Consider the following 18,354-nt stretch of genomic DNA (forward strand, 5'->3'; position numbering starts at 1 on the left):
CACGAGAAAATCGGGCGACATTACGAATGACGCATATGGAGACTCCGGTCGCGTTGGATGGCGGGGCGATCACAGCCTCGCGCCGATGGCTTCCATCTGTTCAATCTCGCTGCGCTGCGCCTCGATGATTTCGCCGCACAGGTCGACCAATTCCTGATCCTCGAGGTCGGCCTCGCGGCACATGAGAATGGCCCCGGAATGATGCGGGATCATGCTGTCGACGAACTGACGGTCGTCAATTAGGGCCTGGCTTCTCGTTCCCCAGAAGGACAGCACCGTGAGCAGTACGAATGCAAGATAGAGGACGATGTTCATCCTACGGTTCGGGAACATACCCGGCATTGTCGCTAGCATGAAAATGCCCATCGGCGCCCACATGGTCACGGCCATGTAGAACATGTTCAGGTTGTTCCGAAAATCGGGCCAGCCGTCGATCATCGAGAACATGACGAAGTACATGACGACTAAGCCAAGGATCATGTTGATCCAGAACATGAGATACGGACGCCCGTGCCCCTTGTGATCGCCTCCTTCATGAGTCGCATGACCCATTCCTGAATGTTGCGCATGGTCAGTCATGATCGTCTCCGGGTGCGTTGATCAGGGCCCTGTCGGTCCTGCCGGTTGATTTCCGACCATCACCGCTTGCGAACGCCGGCGATGGCTCACCTTGCCACCATAAAGGTTTCCACGGTGGCAAGGTCAATGGGTCAAGTCTCAGTACGCCTTGCCCTCGATCTTCGCCTCCTCGCAGCTCAGGCCTTCAGGCGCGCAACCCCAGGTCAACCTGGATGGCGGAAAGCGCCACGCCCATGGGGGACGTGTTGAGGATGACGATGAACTGCGCTGCGCAGAGAGCGCCAGCGCCGCCCACCGCCTCGTGTCGGTATTGGCGTTTTGCATAATGAGGTCCTTGACGATTCCGCCGGTGCGGAAGCGGTTATCGTGCAACCGCTGCACGACTGTCGCGGAGTCCTGGCTGTTCCAACCCTGGAAAGGTCAAGCGCCCCGTGACCGTCCCGAACCTTGTTCATCGATCGACATTGCCTCTTGACCTTCCAATCGTTGGAAGAATTACCTATGTCGACAGTCGATCCAAAGGACTGTCGAAATGTCGCTTGCATCCGATCTCCAGACGCCAGTCGGCACCGCCGCCGCGAAGCTCGACTTCCAGGTGGAAGGCATGACCTGCGCGTCGTGCGTGTCCCGTGTGGAGAAGGCCATCCGTGCGGTGCCGGGCGTGGCATCGGCCAGCATCAACCTCGCCACTGAAAGGGCGACTGTCGACTTCTCGGGTGCACTGGATCCACGCGGCGTGGTTTCCGCTATCGAGAAGGCGGGCTACGCTGTTCGCTCGGAAACGACCGAGCTGCTGATTGAGGGCATGACCTGCGCCTCGTGCCTGTCTAGGGTGGAAAAGGCGCTGACCGCCGTCCCCGGCGTCGCATCGGCTTCGGTCAATCTCGCCACCGAAAAGGCGGTCGTGATCCACCCCGCCGACACGGTCACTCGATCCCAGCTCGAGGAAGCGGTGCGGGCCCGCGGCTACGATGTGGTGCAACAGGCAACGGTTACCCCGGACGCGGAGCCCGAGGATCGTCGGGCCATCGAGATCATCGGCCTCCGGAACTCGCTCGCGCTTTCCGCGGTGCTGACCATACCTCTCTTCGGCATGGAGATGGGGTCGCACTTCATCCCGGCCGTCCATGATTGGATCATGATGGGTCTCGGCCACGCCAACAGCCTCTACATCCAGTTCGCGGTGGCCACAGCAGTGCTGTTTGGACCCGGCCTCCGGTTCTTCCGCAAAGGCATCCCCAACCTGTTCCGTCTTGCGCCGGACATGAACTCGCTTGTCGTCCTGGGCACCAGTGCAGCCTGGCTTTATTCGGTGGTGGCCACCTTCCTCCCCGGCTTGCTGCCGGAAGGTACCCGCAACGTCTACTTCGAGGCTGCGGCGGTGATCGTGACCTTGATCCTGCTCGGTCGCTTCCTGGAGGCAAGGGCGAAGGGGCGCACCAGCCAGGCGATCAAGCGGCTCGTCGGTCTTCAGCCGAAGACCGCTCGTGTCGTCAGGAACGGCGTTGCCTTGGAGGTGCCGCTCGAAACGGTTGTGGCAGGCGATGTGCTGGAAATCCGCCCTGGCGATCGCGTGCCGGTCGACGGCACAGTAGTCGACGGCAACTCCTATGTTGACGAGTCCATGATTACCGGCGAACCCGTCCCTGCCCGTAAGTCGGCGGGCTCGGAGGTTGTCGGCGGCACCATCAACAAGACAGGGGCCTTCAGCTTCACGGCCACCAAAATCGGGGCCGAAACGATCCTTGCCCAGATCATCCGGATGGTGGAAGCCGCACAGGGCTCGAAGCTCCCGATCCAGGCCATGGTGGACAAGGTTACGGCGTGGTTTGTGCCGGCCGTGATCGGCGCGGCGCTCCTCACCTTCGCCGCATGGTTCATCTTCGGCCCCTCCCCCGCCCTTACCTTCGGCCTGGTCAATGCAGTCGCCGTCCTGATCATCGCCTGCCCTTGCGCCATGGGTCTCGCGACGCCCACCTCCATCATGGTCGGTACCGGTCGGGCCGCCGAAATGGGCATCCTCTTCCGCAAGGGAGAAGCGCTCCAGACCCTTCGTTCGGCTCAGGTGGTGGCACTCGACAAGACGGGCACGCTGACCAAGGGCAAGCCTGAACTCACCGATATCGAGGTTGTAACCGGCTTCGATCGCCGTGAAGTGCTGCGGCTCGTCGCCAGCGTCGAGGCGAAGTCAGAGCACCCGATCGCCGAAGCCATCGTTGCCGCTGCCGAAGCGGAGGGGCTTGTGCGTGGTCCCGTCGACGGCTTCTCTGCGGAACCCGGTTTCGGCGTCATCGGCAATGTGGATGGTCGATCGGTCCTCGTCGGCGCCGACCGTGCCATGACCAAGGCTGGCATCGATGTTGCCGCCTTCAACACGACGGCGTCCCGGTTGGGCGATGAGGGCAAGACCCCGCTTTACGCGGCGATCAACGGGCAACTGGCTGCCGTCATCGCGGTTTCGGATCCTGTTAAGGAAACTTCGCGCGAAGCGATCCGGGCGCTGCATGACCTCGGCCTCAAGGTCGCGATGATCACCGGCGACAATGCCCGGACCGCCCACGCCGTGGCCTTCCGTCTTGGCATCGACGAAGTCGTCGCCGAGGTGCTGCCGGACGGCAAGGTCGCGGCCATCAAGCGGCTTAAGGAGGGCGGCCGCACGGTGGCCTTCGTGGGTGATGGCATCAACGACGCTCCTGCCCTGGCGGAAGCCGATGTTGGCCTGGCAGTCGGCACAGGCACGGACATCGCTATCGAGAGTGCCGATGTTGTGCTGATGTCCGGCGACCTGCGTGGTGTTCCTAATGCGATTGCCCTTTCCAAGGCGACCATCGGCAACATCAAGCAGAACCTGTTCTGGGCCTTCGGCTACAACGTGATCTTGATCCCTGTGGCCGCCGGGCTGCTCTATCCCGTGAACGGCACTCTGCTGTCGCCGGTCCTGGCAGCGGGTGCAATGGCGCTGAGCGGCGTTTTCGTCCTGGGCAACGCCTTGCGGCTTCGAGGCTTCCATCCCCCTGTGAAACAGGGCGCTGGCAACGGAGCCGAACCCAATACGCTCGAATTCAACCAGATGGAGACCGCATCATGAATATCGGCCAAGCCTCCAAGGCCAGTGGCGTGTCGACCAAGATGATCCGCTACTACGAATCGATTGGCCTCATCACGGCGCCGCTGAGGACCGAATCCGGCTACCGGGTGTATTTGGACAACGATGTCCATGCCCTCCGCTTCATCAGCCGGGCCAGGGACCTCGGCTTCTCCATCGAGCAGATGGCCGACCTCCTCGCGCTGTGGCGGGACCGCTCCCGCGCCAGCGCGGACGTGAAGGCCATCGCCCTCGATCACATCCGTGTTCTCGACGAGAAAGCCAAGGCCTTGGCGGCCATGAGCGAGACGCTGCGCCACCTCGCCGAAAACTGCCACGGCGATGGTCGGCCCGACTGCCCAATCATTGATGGCTTTGCCGGCGAAGCACCTGTCGCTGCCCGGAAGCGGAAGCCACGTTTCGGCGTGCTGGATATCTCCCCTGACCGTGCGCATGGTTAAGCCGTGTTTGGGGAAGATCTCTATCGTGTCGCCGAGGAGCTGCCGTCCATCGATGACTACCTGAGGCTTCGGGATCTCACGGGCCTCGGTCTCAAGAGCAGCAGGGGCGCTTCGATCGGACTGCCGAACTCCGTTTTGGGGTGCGTTGTCCGCTCCGCCGATCATGTCGTCGGCATGGGGTCGGGTGATAGGCGATGGAGGACTCTTCTTCCAGATCACAGACATCGCGGTCGATCCGGCCCATCAAGGCCTCGGGTTGGGCAAGTCCATCATGACCAGCCTGATGACACGCCTCGATGCCCTGGCTCCCGAAGGTGCCTATGTCAGCCTGATCGCTGACGGCGACGCACGTCATCTCTATGCACGCTTCGGCTTTGCGGAGACAGCACCTGCCTCGGTCGGCATGGCCATGGTTTTCAGACCCATCGAGGGCCAGCGCGACGATCACTGGGAAAAAACCGGCTGAGAAAGGTCTTGACCTTCCCAGCGTTGGAAACCCCATATTCAGGTAACCATCAACCGAGGATGAACCGATGCATAATTTCCAAGTCAACGACATGACCTGCGGCCATTGCGCTTCGACGGTCGAAAAGGCGGTGAAGAGCGTCGATGCCGCTGCCCAGGTTAAAATCGACGTCAACACCCGCAAGGTCGAGATTCAGAGCGAAAAACCGGCGGATGCGTTCGTCGCCGCCATCGGCGAAGCTGGCTATACTGGCGAACTGCAGGTCTAGTCCTTTAGGCAGGCAGCGAACCTGCCTGCCGGCCCTTCTCCGAAAGCATGGTCAATCGATGCATCCAAGCGCTGCCGTCCTTCCGCTCCTCTTCATGACCGCGGCATTCGCGGGCGAGCATGCTCCGGCCCGACCGATCGCCGAGCTGTCTCACATCCATGGCGTGGTGCTACCTGCCGGTTCGGACGACGTCCTGCTCGCCACGCACCATGGTCTCTATTCGGTGGACGCCGAGGGCATGGCGACAATGATCTCTGCGACGGCTGACGACTTCATGGGCTTCACCACCTCGACCGATGGTAAGCTTTTCGCCAGCGGCCATCCCGCGTCGGGCGGCAACACAGGCGTGATCGGTGCCGACCATGCTGGGTCGGGCTGGATTTTACTCTCTCCCGGTGCGAACGGTCCGGTCGACTTCCACGCCATGACCGTCAGTCCTTCCGATCCGCAAACGCTCTACGGCTCGTACGGCGGCATACAGGCGAGCCGGAACGGCGGCCTGACATGGTCCGTCGCCGGTCCGGGTCCCGACGACCTCATCGATCTGGCCGCTGCCGCCGATGATCCCGGCCACCTCTATGCCGGAACCATAACAGGGCTCTACGAGAGCTTCGACTTCGGACGCTCCTGGGCTGCGGCGACTGACATTGCGATGCCGGTGACGGCGCTAGAAACGGCTCCTGACGGAACGGTATGGGGGTTCATCCCGAACCTCGGTCTTCACCGGCTGAACGGCAGCGATCTCGAGATGGCATCCCCGATCACCGATGCTGTCATCTTGCACATGGCATTCGATCCTGATGACCCCGCTCGGATGGTGGCAGTCACCTCGGATAGCGAGGTCCTTTCCAGCGGCAATGGCGGCAAGACATGGTCACCGCTCGTTCCATAGCGCTGCCGATCGCCCTTTCCTTGCTCATGGGCGTGGCCGATGGCCAGGAGCTGGATGGTAGGACCCTTTACTTGGACAATTGCGCCGCTTGCCACGGCGTCGAGCTCGAGGGTCAGCCGGACTGGATGGCTCGGCTGTCGAACGGTCGCCTGCCTGCACCTCCGCACGACGAGACGGGGCATACATGGCATCATTCCGACGCCCAGCTCTTCCGTATCGTCAAGGAAGGACTTGCAAGCATAGCTCCGGGCTATGAAACGGATATGCCAGCGTTCGGCGCCACCATGACGGATACGGAAATCACCGCTGTCCTCGACTATATCAAGAGTACATGGCCGGATCGGGTGCGCGAGTCCCAGGCGCAGCGGTCGCAATAGTCAGCGCATCCCCCGTTCACGGTCCGGGTGTGTCCGCCGATAGCGAAGATGCACCCGCGCCACGACCAAAGCGACGGTCGGCCAGAACATGGTGTTGACCACATCGACGATCGCCCCGCTGAAGTCGACTTCGTGAAACAAGTCGAGGGCCTCGTTGATCAGTTCAAAAGCTAACACCGACAACCAGGGCAGGACGCTCGTCGGCCCACGCCGGAAGACAAGGATGGCGATGACGTAGATGGCGAGGCCGAGATGGATGTGCAGCGCATCCCTGCTCAGGTTCAAGAAGTCGGTTGCCAATGTCTTGAGGTCGTTCAGCATGAATGGCGCCCTTCAGGCCTCTACAACATGTCCCGTGGACAACCCTTTGTCGTCACTGGAAGAATCAAGAAAAATGTTGTATTAGCCTCGGCTATGGTTGAGGCGCGAGAAGGCGAGCGCTTCCGAAGGAAGGCACCTCAACCATAGCCGAGCGCGCATGTTGCGCTCCTTGAGCGCAACAACGATCCGAAGGGCGCTCAATTGGACCTTGCCGACTTGGACCTTTATAGTCCTGGTGATCTTGGACAACATAATTTCTGACCTCTACGAGTTTACTAAGCACCTGATTTTGTAGCATAAAACGGGCTCAAAAGCAAACGGCTTGGGTCTTCGGCGTCTCGGTTCGGCAGGCGTCGTATGCAACTGCTTTCGTTGAATGCTCACCTAAAACCACACGGGCCGATGCGCTTCTCGATGGTCGGAGGAGCGCCGTGGGCGCTCCTCCTTGTTTGGCCGTTACTCGTTGGCGCCTTCGCCTTCCAGCCAGGCGACCATGTCGGCGATCTCCTGCTCCTGGGCATCGATCACCTTCTGGGCCATGTCCTTGGCCCACTGGTTGTCGCCATGTTCAAGCTCGGCCTTGGCCATGTTGATGGCACCCTGGTGGTGCGGGATCATCGAACAGACGAAAGCCACGTCGATGTCTTCCACCATCATGGAATCCATCATCTGCTTGTTGGTCTCGTCCATGCCGGCCATCAGGTCCATGTGGGCCTGATCCATCTCGTGGTCCATGTTCATCGACATGTCGCTCGACATGCCTTTGGCGGACTTGCAGATCTCCGGCAGTTCGGCGGCGCCTGCCTGGCTGCCGCCCATCGCGGACATATCGTGTCCCGCCATGGCATCCTGAGCCAAGACAGGAGCCGACATCGCAGCGAGGACGGTGGTGGCGAGAAGGGCGTTCTTGATGATGTTCATTCTAGTTGTTCCTTGATTTGAGAATTCGTTTCAGATGAGGTTCTGCTCAAGGAACTTCGGAGGTCGATCTATGCGGCCCCATGCCTGCCGCGGAATAACACCGAGCAGTCCGATGCCATGATCGGTCGCCGCATAGGCGGGCATGCTGGCGATGGCTGCGACCGGAAGCGCGGAAAGACAAAGTCCCATGCCGCAACAGGCCACGACACCATGGGCATCGGAAAGGCAAGCGCCCTCACAGTCACCATGATCGGAGTGATGGTGAGCCATTGTCGTCCCAAGGGCAGGGGAGGATGCCATTGCACCGTGATGCATCGTCATGCTCACCACCACTGCGACGATGACCATCGCTGTCACGCGGATGCGCTGCCTTATGGCTGCCAGGAAAAACGGTTTGGGCATGAAGCTCCAACTCCTAGCCCTCCCCGGGGTTCCTGCGGAAGCGGTCAGAGGCAGCATCATTTCCTTCCGATATCCAGAAGATAGGTGGCCATGTCGTCGATGTGCTCGTCCAGAAGGAATTTCATGCTTCCATGGATCACCTCAGCCATCGATCCGCCGAGCACGTCCCCGCTCGGGGTGATGCCCGTGCGCATCGTCTCGACCAATGCCGGCTTGGTATATCCGTTGGCGGTCAGGTAGCGGGCGGTAAGCGGAGGCGACTTGCCCCCATCCTGCATCGCCGGATCGCCCGTCAGCTCGAGCGAGCTCGGCAAACCGCCGAGGACGTTGCGCGGCGCATGGCAGGCGGCGCAATGGGCCGGTCCCCAGACCAGGTACTTCCCGCGGTTCCATTCGGGCGATCTCGTTTCGTCCGGAACGTACTCGACAGGGCTCTCGAAGAACGTGCGCCATGGCCTCAGGCCCGCCCTGACGTTGAATGGGAAGCTTACCTGGTGGGGAACGTCGGGCGTGCCCACTGCCGGCGTCGCACGCAGTGCGGCCCACAGGTCGGCCATGTCGCTGTCGGTCAACGTGGCATAGAACTCGTAAGGGAATGCCGGGTAATAGGGGTCACCATCAGGCGACACCCCTTCCCTGACGGCCCTCACGAACTGCTGGAACGACCAGGTGCCAATGCCCTGGGTCGGATCCGGCGTGATATTGGGTGCGTAGAAAGACCCGAACTTCGACACCAACGCGGCCCCTCCTGAAAGGGGCGGTGCCCCGGGCGCCGTGTGGCAGGTGATGCACCCGGAAAGGCGTGCAAGATAGGCGCCCCTCTTCGGATCGCCCTGAAGCTCGGCCACCGGGCGAGCACCGGCGACGGGCCAGGTCTCGAGCACGAGAACACCCAGCGCCGACAGCACAAGAAGTGCGACAAGGATCATCGCCAAGCGGTTCATGGCTCACCGACGAAAAGCGGTATGGCATGCCGCACAGGTGGCTGCGATGTCCGCATAGACTGCGGCGACGGGTCTCGCCTCTGATAACGGTTCACTGTTGGCATCGATCGAACCTGTGGTCGCCATGTCGATCGATGCTACCTGTTCGGTCGAAAGTCCCATCAGCCACTCGAAGTCCATCTGCTCCCACTGAGACAGCTGTGCTCTTACCGCCACCGGCTCAGGGGTCGGCATGCTCGGCGACTTTACGAGCTCATCGGCGGACGTACCCAGTTCGGTACCAAGCTCGGCCAACCGATCGGCATAGTCTGAGAACGTCTGCCAATTCGCCCATATCTCGGGCTTGGCCTCAGACGGCCCCTCGATGCTTCCTTGGGGGAACAGATCGGTCATGGACCGGCCGGCATGCATCTTGATCATTTCGGCGGCTGTGGCGATGGCCTGCACGTCCGCTTGAGTGGGCTGCGATGCGATGGGAGCCAGCAGTTTGATCTGCTCGCTCAGCATCATCATGCCCGCCATCCGCTCGCCTACTATGCCCGTGGCGCCGCCATGCGCGAACACCGAAGCGGCGCCCGCGAGCAACAACCCTGAGGCTAGGAGCCTCGGGTCAACTCGATTCATCTTCATTTGTCGTGGTCCAGGTTGCTGAATGCCGCAGGTGCGGCCGCCGTTTTGAGTGGCTCAGCTACGAGGAGGTCGAAGGTCTTCGATGGCCAAGGACAGAGGAATGTCCGTCTCCTGGTCAAAATAGACCACCGAAGCCACTTTTACCTGGCACGACAGACTCACCGGTTCGATCCCAAGTATGGGGGCACCGCAATGGACGGCGGCATCACCAGGAAGATGCGAATGATCCGAAGTGTGCGAGGAGGGAGAATGATTGTGAGCGGCCTCAACAGTTGCGACGTCGAAAGGCCGGGCGTCGTCCGCATGCACGGAGACTGCTCCGAGCAGCAGGACCATCAGCAGGGCCAGCATGTTGACGAGGCAGCTTAGCGGCTTCAACGGCGAATCTTTCCTAACGCAGCGTCCCTTGGACGATGGCATTGTGACCTTCCCATGGCGCAAGGACAACTTGGAAGAGCCATGATCAAGTGATCCTCGCGGAGCGCAGCCGCAGCGAATTTGCGATGACGCTTACTGACGACAGAGCCATGGCTGCCGCGGCGATCGCAGGCGACAGGGTCAGACCGAAAAAAGGGTAGAGCAAGCCTGCCGCCACCGGGATGCCGGCGGCATTGTAGACGAAGGCCAGGAACAGGTTCTGCCGAATGTTGCCCATCGTCGCCCGCGACAGCCGGATGGCCTTGGCGATGCCGACCAGGTCTCCGTTCAGCAGCGTGACCCCGGCACTTTCCATCGCCACATCGGTGCCGGTGCCCATTGCGATGCCGACGTCCGCCGCGGCCAAGGCCGGTGCATCGTTGACGCCGTCGCCGGCCATGGCCACCACCCTGCGTCCGTTTCGCAGGCCGCTGACCACGTCGCCTTTCCGCTCCGGCAGCACGTCGGCCTCGACCTCCGTGATCCCCAACTCGTGCGCCACAGCTGCTGCCGTGACCGAATTGTCCCCGGTGAGCATGACCACGCGGATGCCCTCCCGCTTGAGCTCTGCCAAGGCAGCTGGCGTTGTCTCCCGGACAGGATCGGAAATCCCGATGGCGCCAGCTACCCGACCGCTAATGCTCACCAGCACCACCGTTGCGCCTGCGTTGCGGATCTCATCGGCACGGCCCTGGAGGATGTCGGACGCCATGCCCTCGGAAGCTAGATACTTGGCGCTGCCGACCATGATGCGGCGTCCATCGACCGTTCCGGTGATGCCCTTGCCGACCGGCGAGTTCACGTCCTGCGGCTCCGCAAGCACGAGCTGCCGTTCGTCCGCTGCTGCGACGATGGCGTCGGCAAGGGGATGCTCGCTCGCCCGCTCGAGGCTGGCGGCCGCGGCCAACAGCGAGGTTTCGTCAAAACCGGCGGCGGGTAGGATGTGCGTGACCTTGGGACGCCCCTCGGTAAGCGTGCCGGTCTTGTCCACCACCAGGGTGTTGACCCTTTCCAGCCGCTCGAGTGCTTCGGCATTCTTGACCAGGAGACCCAGTTGGGCCCCCTTCCCCACACCGACCATGATCGACATCGGCGTCGCCAGCCCCAATGCGCATGGACAGGCGATGATCAACACCGATACGGCAGCGACCAGTGCATGGGCGAAGGTCGGCTCCGGACCCCATATCATCCAAGCGATGAAAGCTAAGGCCGCGATGGCGATGACGATGGGGACAAACCAGCCGGAGACTTGATCGGCGAGACGCTGGATCGGTGCACGGGACCGCTGTGCGGCGGCGACCATGCCGACTATCCTCGATAGCATGGTGTCCCTGCCGACACCCGTGGCCTCCATGACGAAGCCGCCCGAGCGATTGACAGTGCCGGCGATGAGCTTGGATCCCTTCTCCTTGGTCACGGGCATCGACTCGCCCGTTAGCATGGACTCGTCAATGGCGCTTCGCCCGTCGAGGACGACGCCGTCCACCGGCACCTTCTCCCCGGGGCGGACACGTAGCCGGTCACCGACGACCACCGCATCGATCTCAATCTCCTCGTCAAACCCTGCGGCGGTGATGCGTCGTGCGGTTTTGGGTACGAGCCCGAGCAACGCCCTAATGGCACCCGAGGTCTTTTCCCTGGCCCTCAGCTCGAGCACCTGCCCCAACAGGGCTAGTGCCGTGATGACGGCAGCTGCCTCGAAATAGACCGGCACTGCGCCATCCATGTCGCGCATGGTGTGCGGGAAGATGCCGGGCAGCAGCGTGGCGACAACAGAGTAAATCCAAGCCACGCCGATGCCCAAGGCGATTAGGGTGAACATGTTGAGGCTGCGATTCCGGATTGAGGCTATGCCGCGCTCAAAGAATGGCCATCCGGCCCAAAGCACCACCGGGGTCGCGAGGAACAGCTGTATCCAGTTCAAGGCTTGGCCGGAGATCCACATGTGGAGGTCGACTGCATGGGCGGTCATCTCGAGCACGAAGACAGGCACCGCCAGCGCTGCGCCGAACGAGAACCGCCGGTTCATGTCCCGCAATTCGGGACTTGGTTCTTCGTACGCTGTTGGCAGCTCCGGCTCGAGGGCCATGCCGCAGATCGGGCAAGAACCGGTGCGTCCCGCCGGATCTCGGGGTGCATCGGACACGTCCACACGGTACCCGCGGGTGCTTTTCGTTCCTTTAAGTTTGGGGAGGCATTGAGATAGCTGTCCGGATCGGCGACAAATTTGGAGCGGCACACCTCCGAGCAGAAGTAGTAGGTCTCGCCCTGGTAGGAGAAGTTATGCTTGGCGGTCGACGGGTCCATCGTCATTCCGCACACCGGGTCCTTGATCAAGGCGGAAGCACTGCCTGGTGCTAGGTTTTCATGGCCATGATGGTCGTCATTCTCATGGTGATGGGCTGACACGATCTGCCTCCTGTTTCGTTCAGGATGCTCCTTGCCACGGTGGGAAGGTCAACCCCTACCCTCATCTCGATCAGGCGAGCGATCACCCCTGAGACATCGGGGACGAAACCATAGCCCCTATACGGCCGCATCACACTTCAGAGCGTCAACCCTGACCGGTCCGATCGATCGAAAGGCAGATCAAGATCGCTCTCGGGATACAGTGCCATGAAGGCATTAGCCATGGCCTGCACGTGTTCAAGATCGGTATGTGCACCAGACGTTCGCGTAGATGTCTCAGAAGGCTGACAAACATAAGCCAAAAGTTCTTGGCGATGCCGTGCCACCACGAGTTTAAGTTTGTGGGCGGCAGCAGCGGCTGGGGCCTCTTCGCCGATGATCCGTTTCACTACTGCAATCGCATGAATCGCATCCGCGTCCTTCGGTTTGGCATCGAAGTACCGAGCCGCCCACCAATCCTGGACCAAAGCGAAATTGCCGTCCTTGAACTCGATGCGATATGGACCTTCGAATGATTTCGAATTGCCTGCTGGGTCCTTCCAGCTCGCGATGGCGGTGACGAAGTCGTCCTTTTTCAGTCTGCGTTTGTGGCTATCGGCCCGAAGAACGATCAAGACGCCTTCGTCTTCCCACTGCGCCAAAATCTTGTTTTCGTAGTCGTACGGTTCCAGTGCAACGATGTCGTCCGCGTTCATGGTGATCTCCTTGTCTCTTGAGGATACGGCGCAATGGCGCAAGACACATCCAGCGAGAACGAGGCTCATGATCGGGTAACCCTGGTCCGATATGGTGACGCGGAACTGAACAGGACTTCCATGCCCGCTCGCCTTCTTCAACTCGTCACGGCCATGATCGTAGCCGTATTCCTTGTCGGCTGCAGCCAGTTCGTCGGCGACAATCGTCACAACGTTCCATTGCCGAAGGGACTGGTGGACCAGATGGCGGCGATCGGTTCCTCGCCTACCGAACCGATGATGATCCGGGTGTTCAAGGAGAGTTCCGAGCTCGAGGTGTGGAAGCGCACCCACACCGGCCGGTACGCCCTGCTCAAGACCTATCCGATCTGCAAATGGTCGGGTGCGCTCGGACCCAAGATCCAGGAAGGCGACTACCAATCGCCGGAAGGCTTCTACGACGTGACCCCAGCCCTGATGAACCCGAAGTCGAACTACTTCCTGTCGTTCAACGTGGGTTTCCCGAACAAGTTCGACCAGGCTTGGGGACGCACCGGCAGCTACCTGATGATCCACGGCGACTGCAAGTCGGTGGGTTGCTACGCCATGACCGACGACGGCATCAAGGAACTCTACGCCCTGGTTCGCGAGAGCTTCAGGGGCGGCAATCGGTCCGTGCAGCTGCAGTTGCTGCCATTCCGCATGACGGAGGCAAACCTCGCGCGGCACGCCGCCAGCCCCCATGTCCCCTTCTGGCGCAACCTCAAGGAGGGCACGGACATCTTCGACCGCACGCTGCAGTTGCCGGCGGTTGACGTGTGCGAGAAGCGTTACGTGTTCAACCGCACGGGCGCCGCTCTGCTCGATCCCAACGGAACCTGCCCCGTCGCGCCGCTCTCGACCATGGCCGCCCTTTGATGGGTTAGGGGCGCCCGGCACCGGGGGCGGTACGGCCCGCGAAGGCGCCGGTGATGGTCGCCATCAGCAGCATGACGACGCCGGCGGTGATGCCGACGTCGGCCAGGTTGAAGGTGGGAAAGTGCCAGCCGCCCGCGTGCAGGTCGATGAAGTCGGTGACCGCGCCATCGGGAATGCGGTCGACGAGATTGCCCAGTGCCCCGCCCAGGATGGCGGCGTAGCCAAAGCGCTCGAGTCGTCCACGGCTCCTGTGCCACAGCCAGGCGACCACCGCGGACACCACGAGGGTCACGAGGACGATGGCCCACCAGCCCCCGGGCCCGTCCGCGGCGAACATGCCAAAGCTCACGCCGGTATTGAATCCCAGGGTAAGGTTCAACACCGGCAGCACCGGCACGCCAGCCCCGTCGAGGTACATCAGGGCGGCCTCCTTGGTGGAGGCGTCCACGCCGATGACGCCCAGAACGAGGAAGAGCGAGGAGTCGCGATTGCTCATCGGCCAGCCTGCCGTAGGTCAGACCTCGCATCACGGATGATCGACCAAGCGGACTGCAGGAACAGGCCGGCCACCGCGAAGGCGACGATCAGGTCCGGCCACTGCGACCCGGTCCACCAGACCGCACCCGCGGCGGCAACCACGGCGAGGTTGCCGATGGCGTCGTTGCGGGAGAACAGCCAAACCGCTCGCATGTTGGCGTCGCCCTTGCGGTGCGGGATAAGTACCACTGCGGCCAGCACGTTGACCATGAACGCCACCAGCGCGAAGCCGCCCATCAAGAGGCTCTCGGGCTGGTGCTCGATGAAGACCCTATAGAGCGTCGACGCGACGACGCCCAAACCGAGCAGGCCGAGAAAGATGCCCTGCAGCAGGGCCGCCTTCGCCCGGGCGGCAAGTCCCCAGCCAACGGCGATCAGGCCCAGGAACGAAATGAGCCCGTCGCCAAGGAAGTCGAGCGAGTCGGCCTGCAGCGCCTGGGAGCCGGCGATGAAGCTGCCGGCGATCTCGACGATGCCGTAGCCGACATTGAGCAGCACGACGATCCAGAGAGCCCGCTTGTAGGCCGGCGTGACGTGCGAGAGGTCCGGAATGTGATCGTCGTCGCCCTCCTCGTCGTGGTCGTGCTCGGAGTTCGCCCCCTTCTGCCCGCCGATCCGGTCGAGCTGGTAACCGAGGTCCGTTACTGCGGTCTCGAGCAGCGGCAAGCGCCGACCGGGATCGTCCACCTCGAGCGTCATGATCTGGGAGGCGATGGAGACCTTGACGTCCTGGATACCGTCCACCTTGCGGGCGGCCCCTTCGATCTTGGCGGCGCAGGACGAGCAGTCCATGCCAGTGACTTGGTAGCGTACGGTTTCGGCAGCAGCGCTCATGCCCTTGCTCCTTCTTGAGACGATTTGGTGCAGAGGCTACAACCTGTAGTCACTACAGGAGCAAGCAGGAAATGCAGATAGGGGATCTCTCCCGCCACGCGGGGGTCAATATCGAGACCATCCGCTACTACGAACGAGCGGGCGTGCTGCCCGTACCGGCCAGACAGGGCAACGGGCGCCGCATCTATGGCGAGGCGGACGTCCGCCGTCTCGGATTCATCCGCCACGCCCGCGATCTCGGCTTCGACCTGCAGTCCGTCCGCACCTTGTTGGCTTTGCAGGAACAGCCCGAGGCCTCCTGCACCGATGCCAGTCGAATCGCACAGGCTCAACTGGACGAGGTCGAACGTCGCCTGGCGCAGTTGCAGAGCCTGCGAGCAGAATTGTCGCGGATGGTCGCCGAATGCCGGAAAGGGGTCGTCGCCGAATGTCGTGTCATCGAAGCGCTCAACACCTCGCCGTTCTGATCGCGGTCGCCTTGGCGGGAGCGGCGGGGGCGGCCCTTGCCGAGGACGCTTCCGGCAGGCAGGTCTATGTCGAACATTGCGCAAGCTGCCATGGCGCGAACCTCGAAGGTCAGCCGAACTGGAAGCAGCGGCTGCCGACCGGGCGCCTGCCGGCACCGCCCCACGACGCGACCGGCCACACCTGGCATCATTCCGACCGGCAATTATTCCGGATCGTCAAGGAAGGGCCGGCGGCCATGATGTCCGGCTACGAGACCGACATGCCGGGCTTCGGTGCGGTGCTCGACGACGCCGAGATCGCAGCCGTGCTCGACTACATCAAGAGCACCTGGCCCGAACGCCAGCGCGACGTGCAGGCCGCCAAGTCCGCTTCGGACCCGCTCCAACCATAGACGAAGCCGTCAGGCCGCGGCGTTGGCGGCGACCGGAAGGGCTCGCTTGTGGGCGGTCGCGCGATAGGCGTTCACGATCCGATCGCGGGCGAAATCGGGAACCGCCCTGCCTTCGAGGAAATCGTCGATCTGGTCGTAGGTCACCCCATAGGCGTCCTCGTCTGGCCGCAAAGGGGCATTGTCCTCGAGATCCGCCGTAGGCACCTTGAACACCAGCTCCGACGGTACACCGAGGTGGGCTGCTATGGCGCGGACCCTTCGCTTGTTCAGGCCGGCGAGCGGCAGGATGTCGGCGGCGCCGTCGCCGAACTTGGTGAAGAAGCCCATGACCGCCTCGGCGGCATGGTCGGTGCCGATGACGAGGCCCTTGAGACCCCCTGCCAGGGCGTACTGAGCGATCATGCGCTGCCTCGCCTTGACGTTGCCGAGGACGAAATCCTCCTGGGCTGCGTCGTTCGGCACGAACCCGGCGGATTTTACCTGTTGCCACATGGCGTCCGCAGCCGGCTTGATGTTGACGGTGAAGGTCTGGTCAGGATTGATCGCCGCCAACGCCGCCCGGGCGTCCTTCTCGTCTGCCTGCGTACCGTAGGGAAGTCTTACCGCGACAAACCGGGCTTCATGCCCTTCCGCCCTCAGTTCACGGGCGGCCCGCTGCGCGAGCAAGGCCGCCGTGGTGGAATCGATGCCGCCGCTGATGCCCAGGACATAGGTGGCAAGCCGGGAGCGCACGAGGTAATCCTTGAGGAACGCCACCCGTCTCTCCGCTTCGGCAAGCGCATCGAACGTCGGAGCGACGCCCAATTCGGCCATGATCTGGGCTTGCGTGCTCATCGTCCTGGCTTCCTTTCATCCGTCCTGTTCATGGTCTGGACGCCCCGATCCAAGGAGCGGTTCATCTACATGTCACCCTGCAGTCGCCCGATGAACATGGACCAGTAGATTTCGGCAGCTCCCTCGAGCGTGAGGTGCTCCTCGCGTTGGCCGCCGAACGAGCGCATGCCCATGCTGCGCAGGAACATCGACTGCTCGTCGGCATCCACCCTGAGGTTCTCGTTATAGCCGTTCGACTCCATGGTTTCCCCATCGACATAGCTGATGCCGTTCGTGGAGAACCCGCCGCCCATGAAGATCGTGCAACGGGTGATGGCCTTGCCGCCTCGGTAAACCGCCGCGGTGAAACGGTTGGAATCGATCCGCCGGAAATCGCCGTCGATGCCGTCGTTGCGCTGGCTCAGCTCCTTTAAGGAGTTCTCGAAATATTTGGCCAGGAACTCGAAGGCTTCCACCCTGAAACGATCCTTGTCCCGATCCGTGAAGCTCTTGGCCAGGCGTAGATTGCTTGACCTCGGACCCGCCGCAACCGCGGTCGTGGACGAAACCGATCTTGTGGGCTCCGAGCGGGATCGGACCGGGTCGGCGAATCGCTCCGCCGCTTTCCTGATGTCCTTGACCACGTCGAGCATGGCCACATCCCGATCTGGCCATTGCGTCACCGGCTTGCCGTCCGAAGGTGTGGCCCGCAGTTTGCCGAAGGGAGCATGGTGCCATTCGCAGGGGCGAAGGATGACGGGAATAACAACGGCTTCACCTCTGGCCTGCCGATCCAAGGCGACAGTCATCTCCTTGTCGTAGCAGTAGTCCGATGCCAGGAAGTCTGGGCTTACCAGCAGGAGCACTATCTCGGCACTTTCGAGTTCCGTACTGATCGAACCGTCGAGTTCCTCCCCCGCAACGATGCGTCTGTCGTGCCATGTCTCGATCACGCCCTGGCGCTTCAGCATGGCCAACTGGGTCTCCAGTTGATCGCGGAGCATTTCGTCACGATGGGAGTAGGAAAAGAACACTGTGGTCATGGCTGCTTCTGGACACGCGTTGAAGGAAGCGGATCATGCGTCGTGCTGGTGGTGCTTGCACTTGCCATGGTCGGCTAGGATCTCGATTACCTGGCAGCTTTCCACCCGACCATGCGAACAGCCCTCGACCATGCGCTCCAGTTCGGCCTCGAGAGCCTTGAGGCTGGCGATCTTGTCCTTCACTTCAACCAGACGAGCCCTGGCGATGGTGTCGGCGTCGGCACATGACTGATCTGGACGATCCTGCAGGTCGAGGAGTGTCCTGATCTGGTCGATCTCGAAGCCGAGCTCCCGAGAGTGCCGGATGAAGGTCAGGCGCTCGGCGTCCTTGCGGTCATAGGTCCGGCGGTTTCCTTCGGTGCGCGGCGGAGCCGGCAACAACCCGATCTGCTCGTAGTACCGGATAGTGGGGATCTTGACCCCCGTTGCCACCGAAACCTTCCCGATCGCGATGCCGTGACTCATTTCCGCTTGCTCCTATAGTGACTGGAGGATGTACGGCAA

21 protein-coding genes and 1 pseudogene are annotated in these 18,354 nt (G+C 62.1%); 9 read left to right on the forward strand and 13 right to left on the reverse strand.

Going from position 1 to position 18,354, the window contains the following annotated elements:
• Positions 1 to 69 precede the first annotated feature (69 nt).
• On the reverse strand, positions 70 to 552 hold the full coding sequence (locus tag JP75_RS13625; protein WP_051960711.1) for a DUF305 domain-containing protein: 483 nt from the start codon (positions 550 to 552) through the stop codon (positions 70 to 72).
• A 559-nt stretch (positions 553 to 1,111) separates the two neighbouring features.
• Between JP75_RS13625 and JP75_RS13630 the strand changes: the two genes are divergently transcribed.
• From JP75_RS13630 to JP75_RS13655, 6 genes are all read left to right on the forward strand, one after another.
• On the forward strand, positions 1,112 to 3,667 hold the full coding sequence (locus JP75_RS13630) for a heavy metal translocating P-type ATPase (RefSeq protein WP_051960692.1): 2,556 nt from the start codon (positions 1,112 to 1,114) through the stop codon (positions 3,665 to 3,667).
• Positions 3,664 to 4,125 carry a Cu(I)-responsive transcriptional regulator gene (cueR, locus tag JP75_RS13635; RefSeq protein WP_035083845.1) on the forward strand — a complete coding sequence of 154 codons (462 nt, stop codon included), beginning with the start codon at positions 3,664 to 3,666 and terminating at the stop codon, positions 4,123 to 4,125. The genes JP75_RS13630 and cueR overlap by 4 nt, the downstream gene beginning before the upstream one ends.
• A gap of 163 nt (positions 4,126 to 4,288) precedes the next feature.
• A complete protein-coding gene (locus JP75_RS13640; protein ID WP_328769773.1) occupies positions 4,289 to 4,591 on the forward strand; it encodes a GNAT family N-acetyltransferase in 303 nt (100 codons plus the stop codon).
• Positions 4,592 to 4,658: 67 nt separating this feature from the next.
• Positions 4,659 to 4,859, forward strand: coding sequence for a heavy-metal-associated domain-containing protein (locus JP75_RS13645; protein WP_035083847.1), 201 nt, complete (start codon positions 4,659 to 4,661; stop codon positions 4,857 to 4,859).
• 58 nt (positions 4,860 to 4,917) lie between these two features.
• Positions 4,918 to 5,751: a WD40/YVTN/BNR-like repeat-containing protein gene (locus tag JP75_RS13650; protein ID WP_035083849.1), complete on the forward strand. Its 834-nt coding sequence runs from the start codon at positions 4,918 to 4,920 to the stop codon at positions 5,749 to 5,751.
• The gene (locus JP75_RS13655; protein WP_084587675.1) at positions 5,730 to 6,128 is read left to right on the forward strand and encodes a c-type cytochrome; all 399 of its coding nucleotides are present in this window, start codon (positions 5,730 to 5,732) and stop codon (positions 6,126 to 6,128) included. The genes JP75_RS13650 and JP75_RS13655 overlap by 22 nt, the downstream gene beginning before the upstream one ends.
• On the opposite strand, the gene JP75_RS25330 is transcribed toward JP75_RS13655, so the two are convergent.
• The 7 genes and pseudogenes from JP75_RS25330 to JP75_RS13700 form a co-directional block, all read right to left on the reverse strand.
• Complete coding sequence (locus tag JP75_RS25330; protein ID WP_051960693.1) at positions 6,129 to 6,449, reverse strand: hypothetical protein; 321 nt, start codon at positions 6,447 to 6,449, stop codon at positions 6,129 to 6,131.
• A 456-nt stretch (positions 6,450 to 6,905) separates the two neighbouring features.
• Entirely contained in the window at positions 6,906 to 7,370 is a 465-nt protein-coding gene (locus JP75_RS13665) for a DUF305 domain-containing protein (protein WP_051960694.1), read from the reverse strand.
• 30 nt (positions 7,371 to 7,400) lie between these two features.
• Positions 7,401 to 7,772 carry a hypothetical protein gene (locus JP75_RS13670; protein WP_152565842.1) on the reverse strand — a complete coding sequence of 124 codons (372 nt, stop codon included), beginning with the start codon at positions 7,770 to 7,772 and terminating at the stop codon, positions 7,401 to 7,403.
• Positions 7,773 to 7,828: 56 nt separating this feature from the next.
• Positions 7,829 to 8,716 carry a c-type cytochrome gene (locus tag JP75_RS13675; protein ID WP_035083852.1) on the reverse strand — a complete coding sequence of 296 codons (888 nt, stop codon included), beginning with the start codon at positions 8,714 to 8,716 and terminating at the stop codon, positions 7,829 to 7,831.
• A gap of 3 nt (positions 8,717 to 8,719) precedes the next feature.
• Positions 8,720 to 9,346 carry a cytochrome c gene (locus JP75_RS25335; RefSeq protein ID WP_051960695.1) on the reverse strand — a complete coding sequence of 209 codons (627 nt, stop codon included), beginning with the start codon at positions 9,344 to 9,346 and terminating at the stop codon, positions 8,720 to 8,722.
• A 463-nt stretch (positions 9,347 to 9,809) separates the two neighbouring features.
• A pseudogene (locus tag JP75_RS13690) lies at positions 9,810 to 12,172 on the reverse strand (heavy metal translocating P-type ATPase).
• A 137-nt stretch (positions 12,173 to 12,309) separates the two neighbouring features.
• Entirely contained in the window at positions 12,310 to 12,867 is a 558-nt protein-coding gene (locus JP75_RS13700) for a hypothetical protein (protein WP_035083857.1), read from the reverse strand.
• Between the two features lie 33 nt (positions 12,868 to 12,900).
• On the opposite strand from JP75_RS13700, the gene JP75_RS27305 reads away from it, so the two are divergent.
• Entirely contained in the window at positions 12,901 to 13,764 is an 864-nt protein-coding gene (locus JP75_RS27305) for a L,D-transpeptidase family protein (RefSeq protein ID WP_341872283.1), read from the forward strand.
• 4 nt (positions 13,765 to 13,768) lie between these two features.
• Here JP75_RS27305 and lspA read toward each other — a convergent pair whose 3' ends face one another.
• Both lspA and JP75_RS13715 read right to left on the reverse strand, forming a co-directional pair.
• A complete protein-coding gene (gene lspA / locus JP75_RS13710) occupies positions 13,769 to 14,260 on the reverse strand; it encodes a signal peptidase II (protein ID WP_035083859.1) in 492 nt (163 codons plus the stop codon).
• The gene (locus tag JP75_RS13715) at positions 14,257 to 15,135 is read right to left on the reverse strand and encodes a cation efflux transmembrane domain-containing protein (protein WP_230989675.1); all 879 of its coding nucleotides are present in this window, start codon (positions 15,133 to 15,135) and stop codon (positions 14,257 to 14,259) included. Before JP75_RS13715 ends, lspA begins: the two co-directional genes overlap by 4 nt.
• Before the next feature lie 71 nt (positions 15,136 to 15,206).
• Here JP75_RS13715 and JP75_RS13720 point away from each other — a divergent pair, with 71 nt between their 5' ends.
• Both JP75_RS13720 and JP75_RS13725 read left to right on the forward strand, forming a co-directional pair.
• On the forward strand, positions 15,207 to 15,602 hold the full coding sequence (locus tag JP75_RS13720; protein WP_035083863.1) for a MerR family transcriptional regulator: 396 nt from the start codon (positions 15,207 to 15,209) through the stop codon (positions 15,600 to 15,602).
• Entirely contained in the window at positions 15,563 to 15,994 is a 432-nt protein-coding gene (locus JP75_RS13725; RefSeq protein ID WP_035083864.1) for a c-type cytochrome, read from the forward strand. Before JP75_RS13720 ends, JP75_RS13725 begins: the two co-directional genes overlap by 40 nt.
• 9 nt (positions 15,995 to 16,003) lie before the next feature.
• Here the strand turns inward: JP75_RS13725 and nadE are convergent, their stop codons facing one another.
• The 3 genes from nadE to JP75_RS13740 all read right to left on the reverse strand — a co-directional run bounded on the left by nadE (position 16,004) and on the right by JP75_RS13740 (position 18,315).
• Positions 16,004 to 16,828, reverse strand: coding sequence for an ammonia-dependent NAD(+) synthetase (nadE, locus tag JP75_RS13730; protein WP_035083866.1), 825 nt, complete (start codon positions 16,826 to 16,828; stop codon positions 16,004 to 16,006).
• A 65-nt stretch (positions 16,829 to 16,893) separates the two neighbouring features.
• Positions 16,894 to 17,850, reverse strand: coding sequence for a toll/interleukin-1 receptor domain-containing protein (locus tag JP75_RS13735; RefSeq protein ID WP_035083867.1), 957 nt, complete (start codon positions 17,848 to 17,850; stop codon positions 16,894 to 16,896).
• Positions 17,851 to 17,883: 33 nt separating this feature from the next.
• Positions 17,884 to 18,315 (reverse strand): MerR family transcriptional regulator, encoded by a 432-nt coding sequence (locus JP75_RS13740; protein ID WP_035083869.1) that lies wholly within the window; start codon positions 18,313 to 18,315, stop codon positions 17,884 to 17,886.
• Positions 18,316 to 18,354 lie beyond the last annotated feature (39 nt).

Origin of the sequence: Devosia riboflavina (assembly GCF_000743575.1) — a bacterium.
Classification (GTDB): Bacteria; Pseudomonadota; Alphaproteobacteria; order Rhizobiales; family Devosiaceae; genus Devosia; species Devosia riboflavina.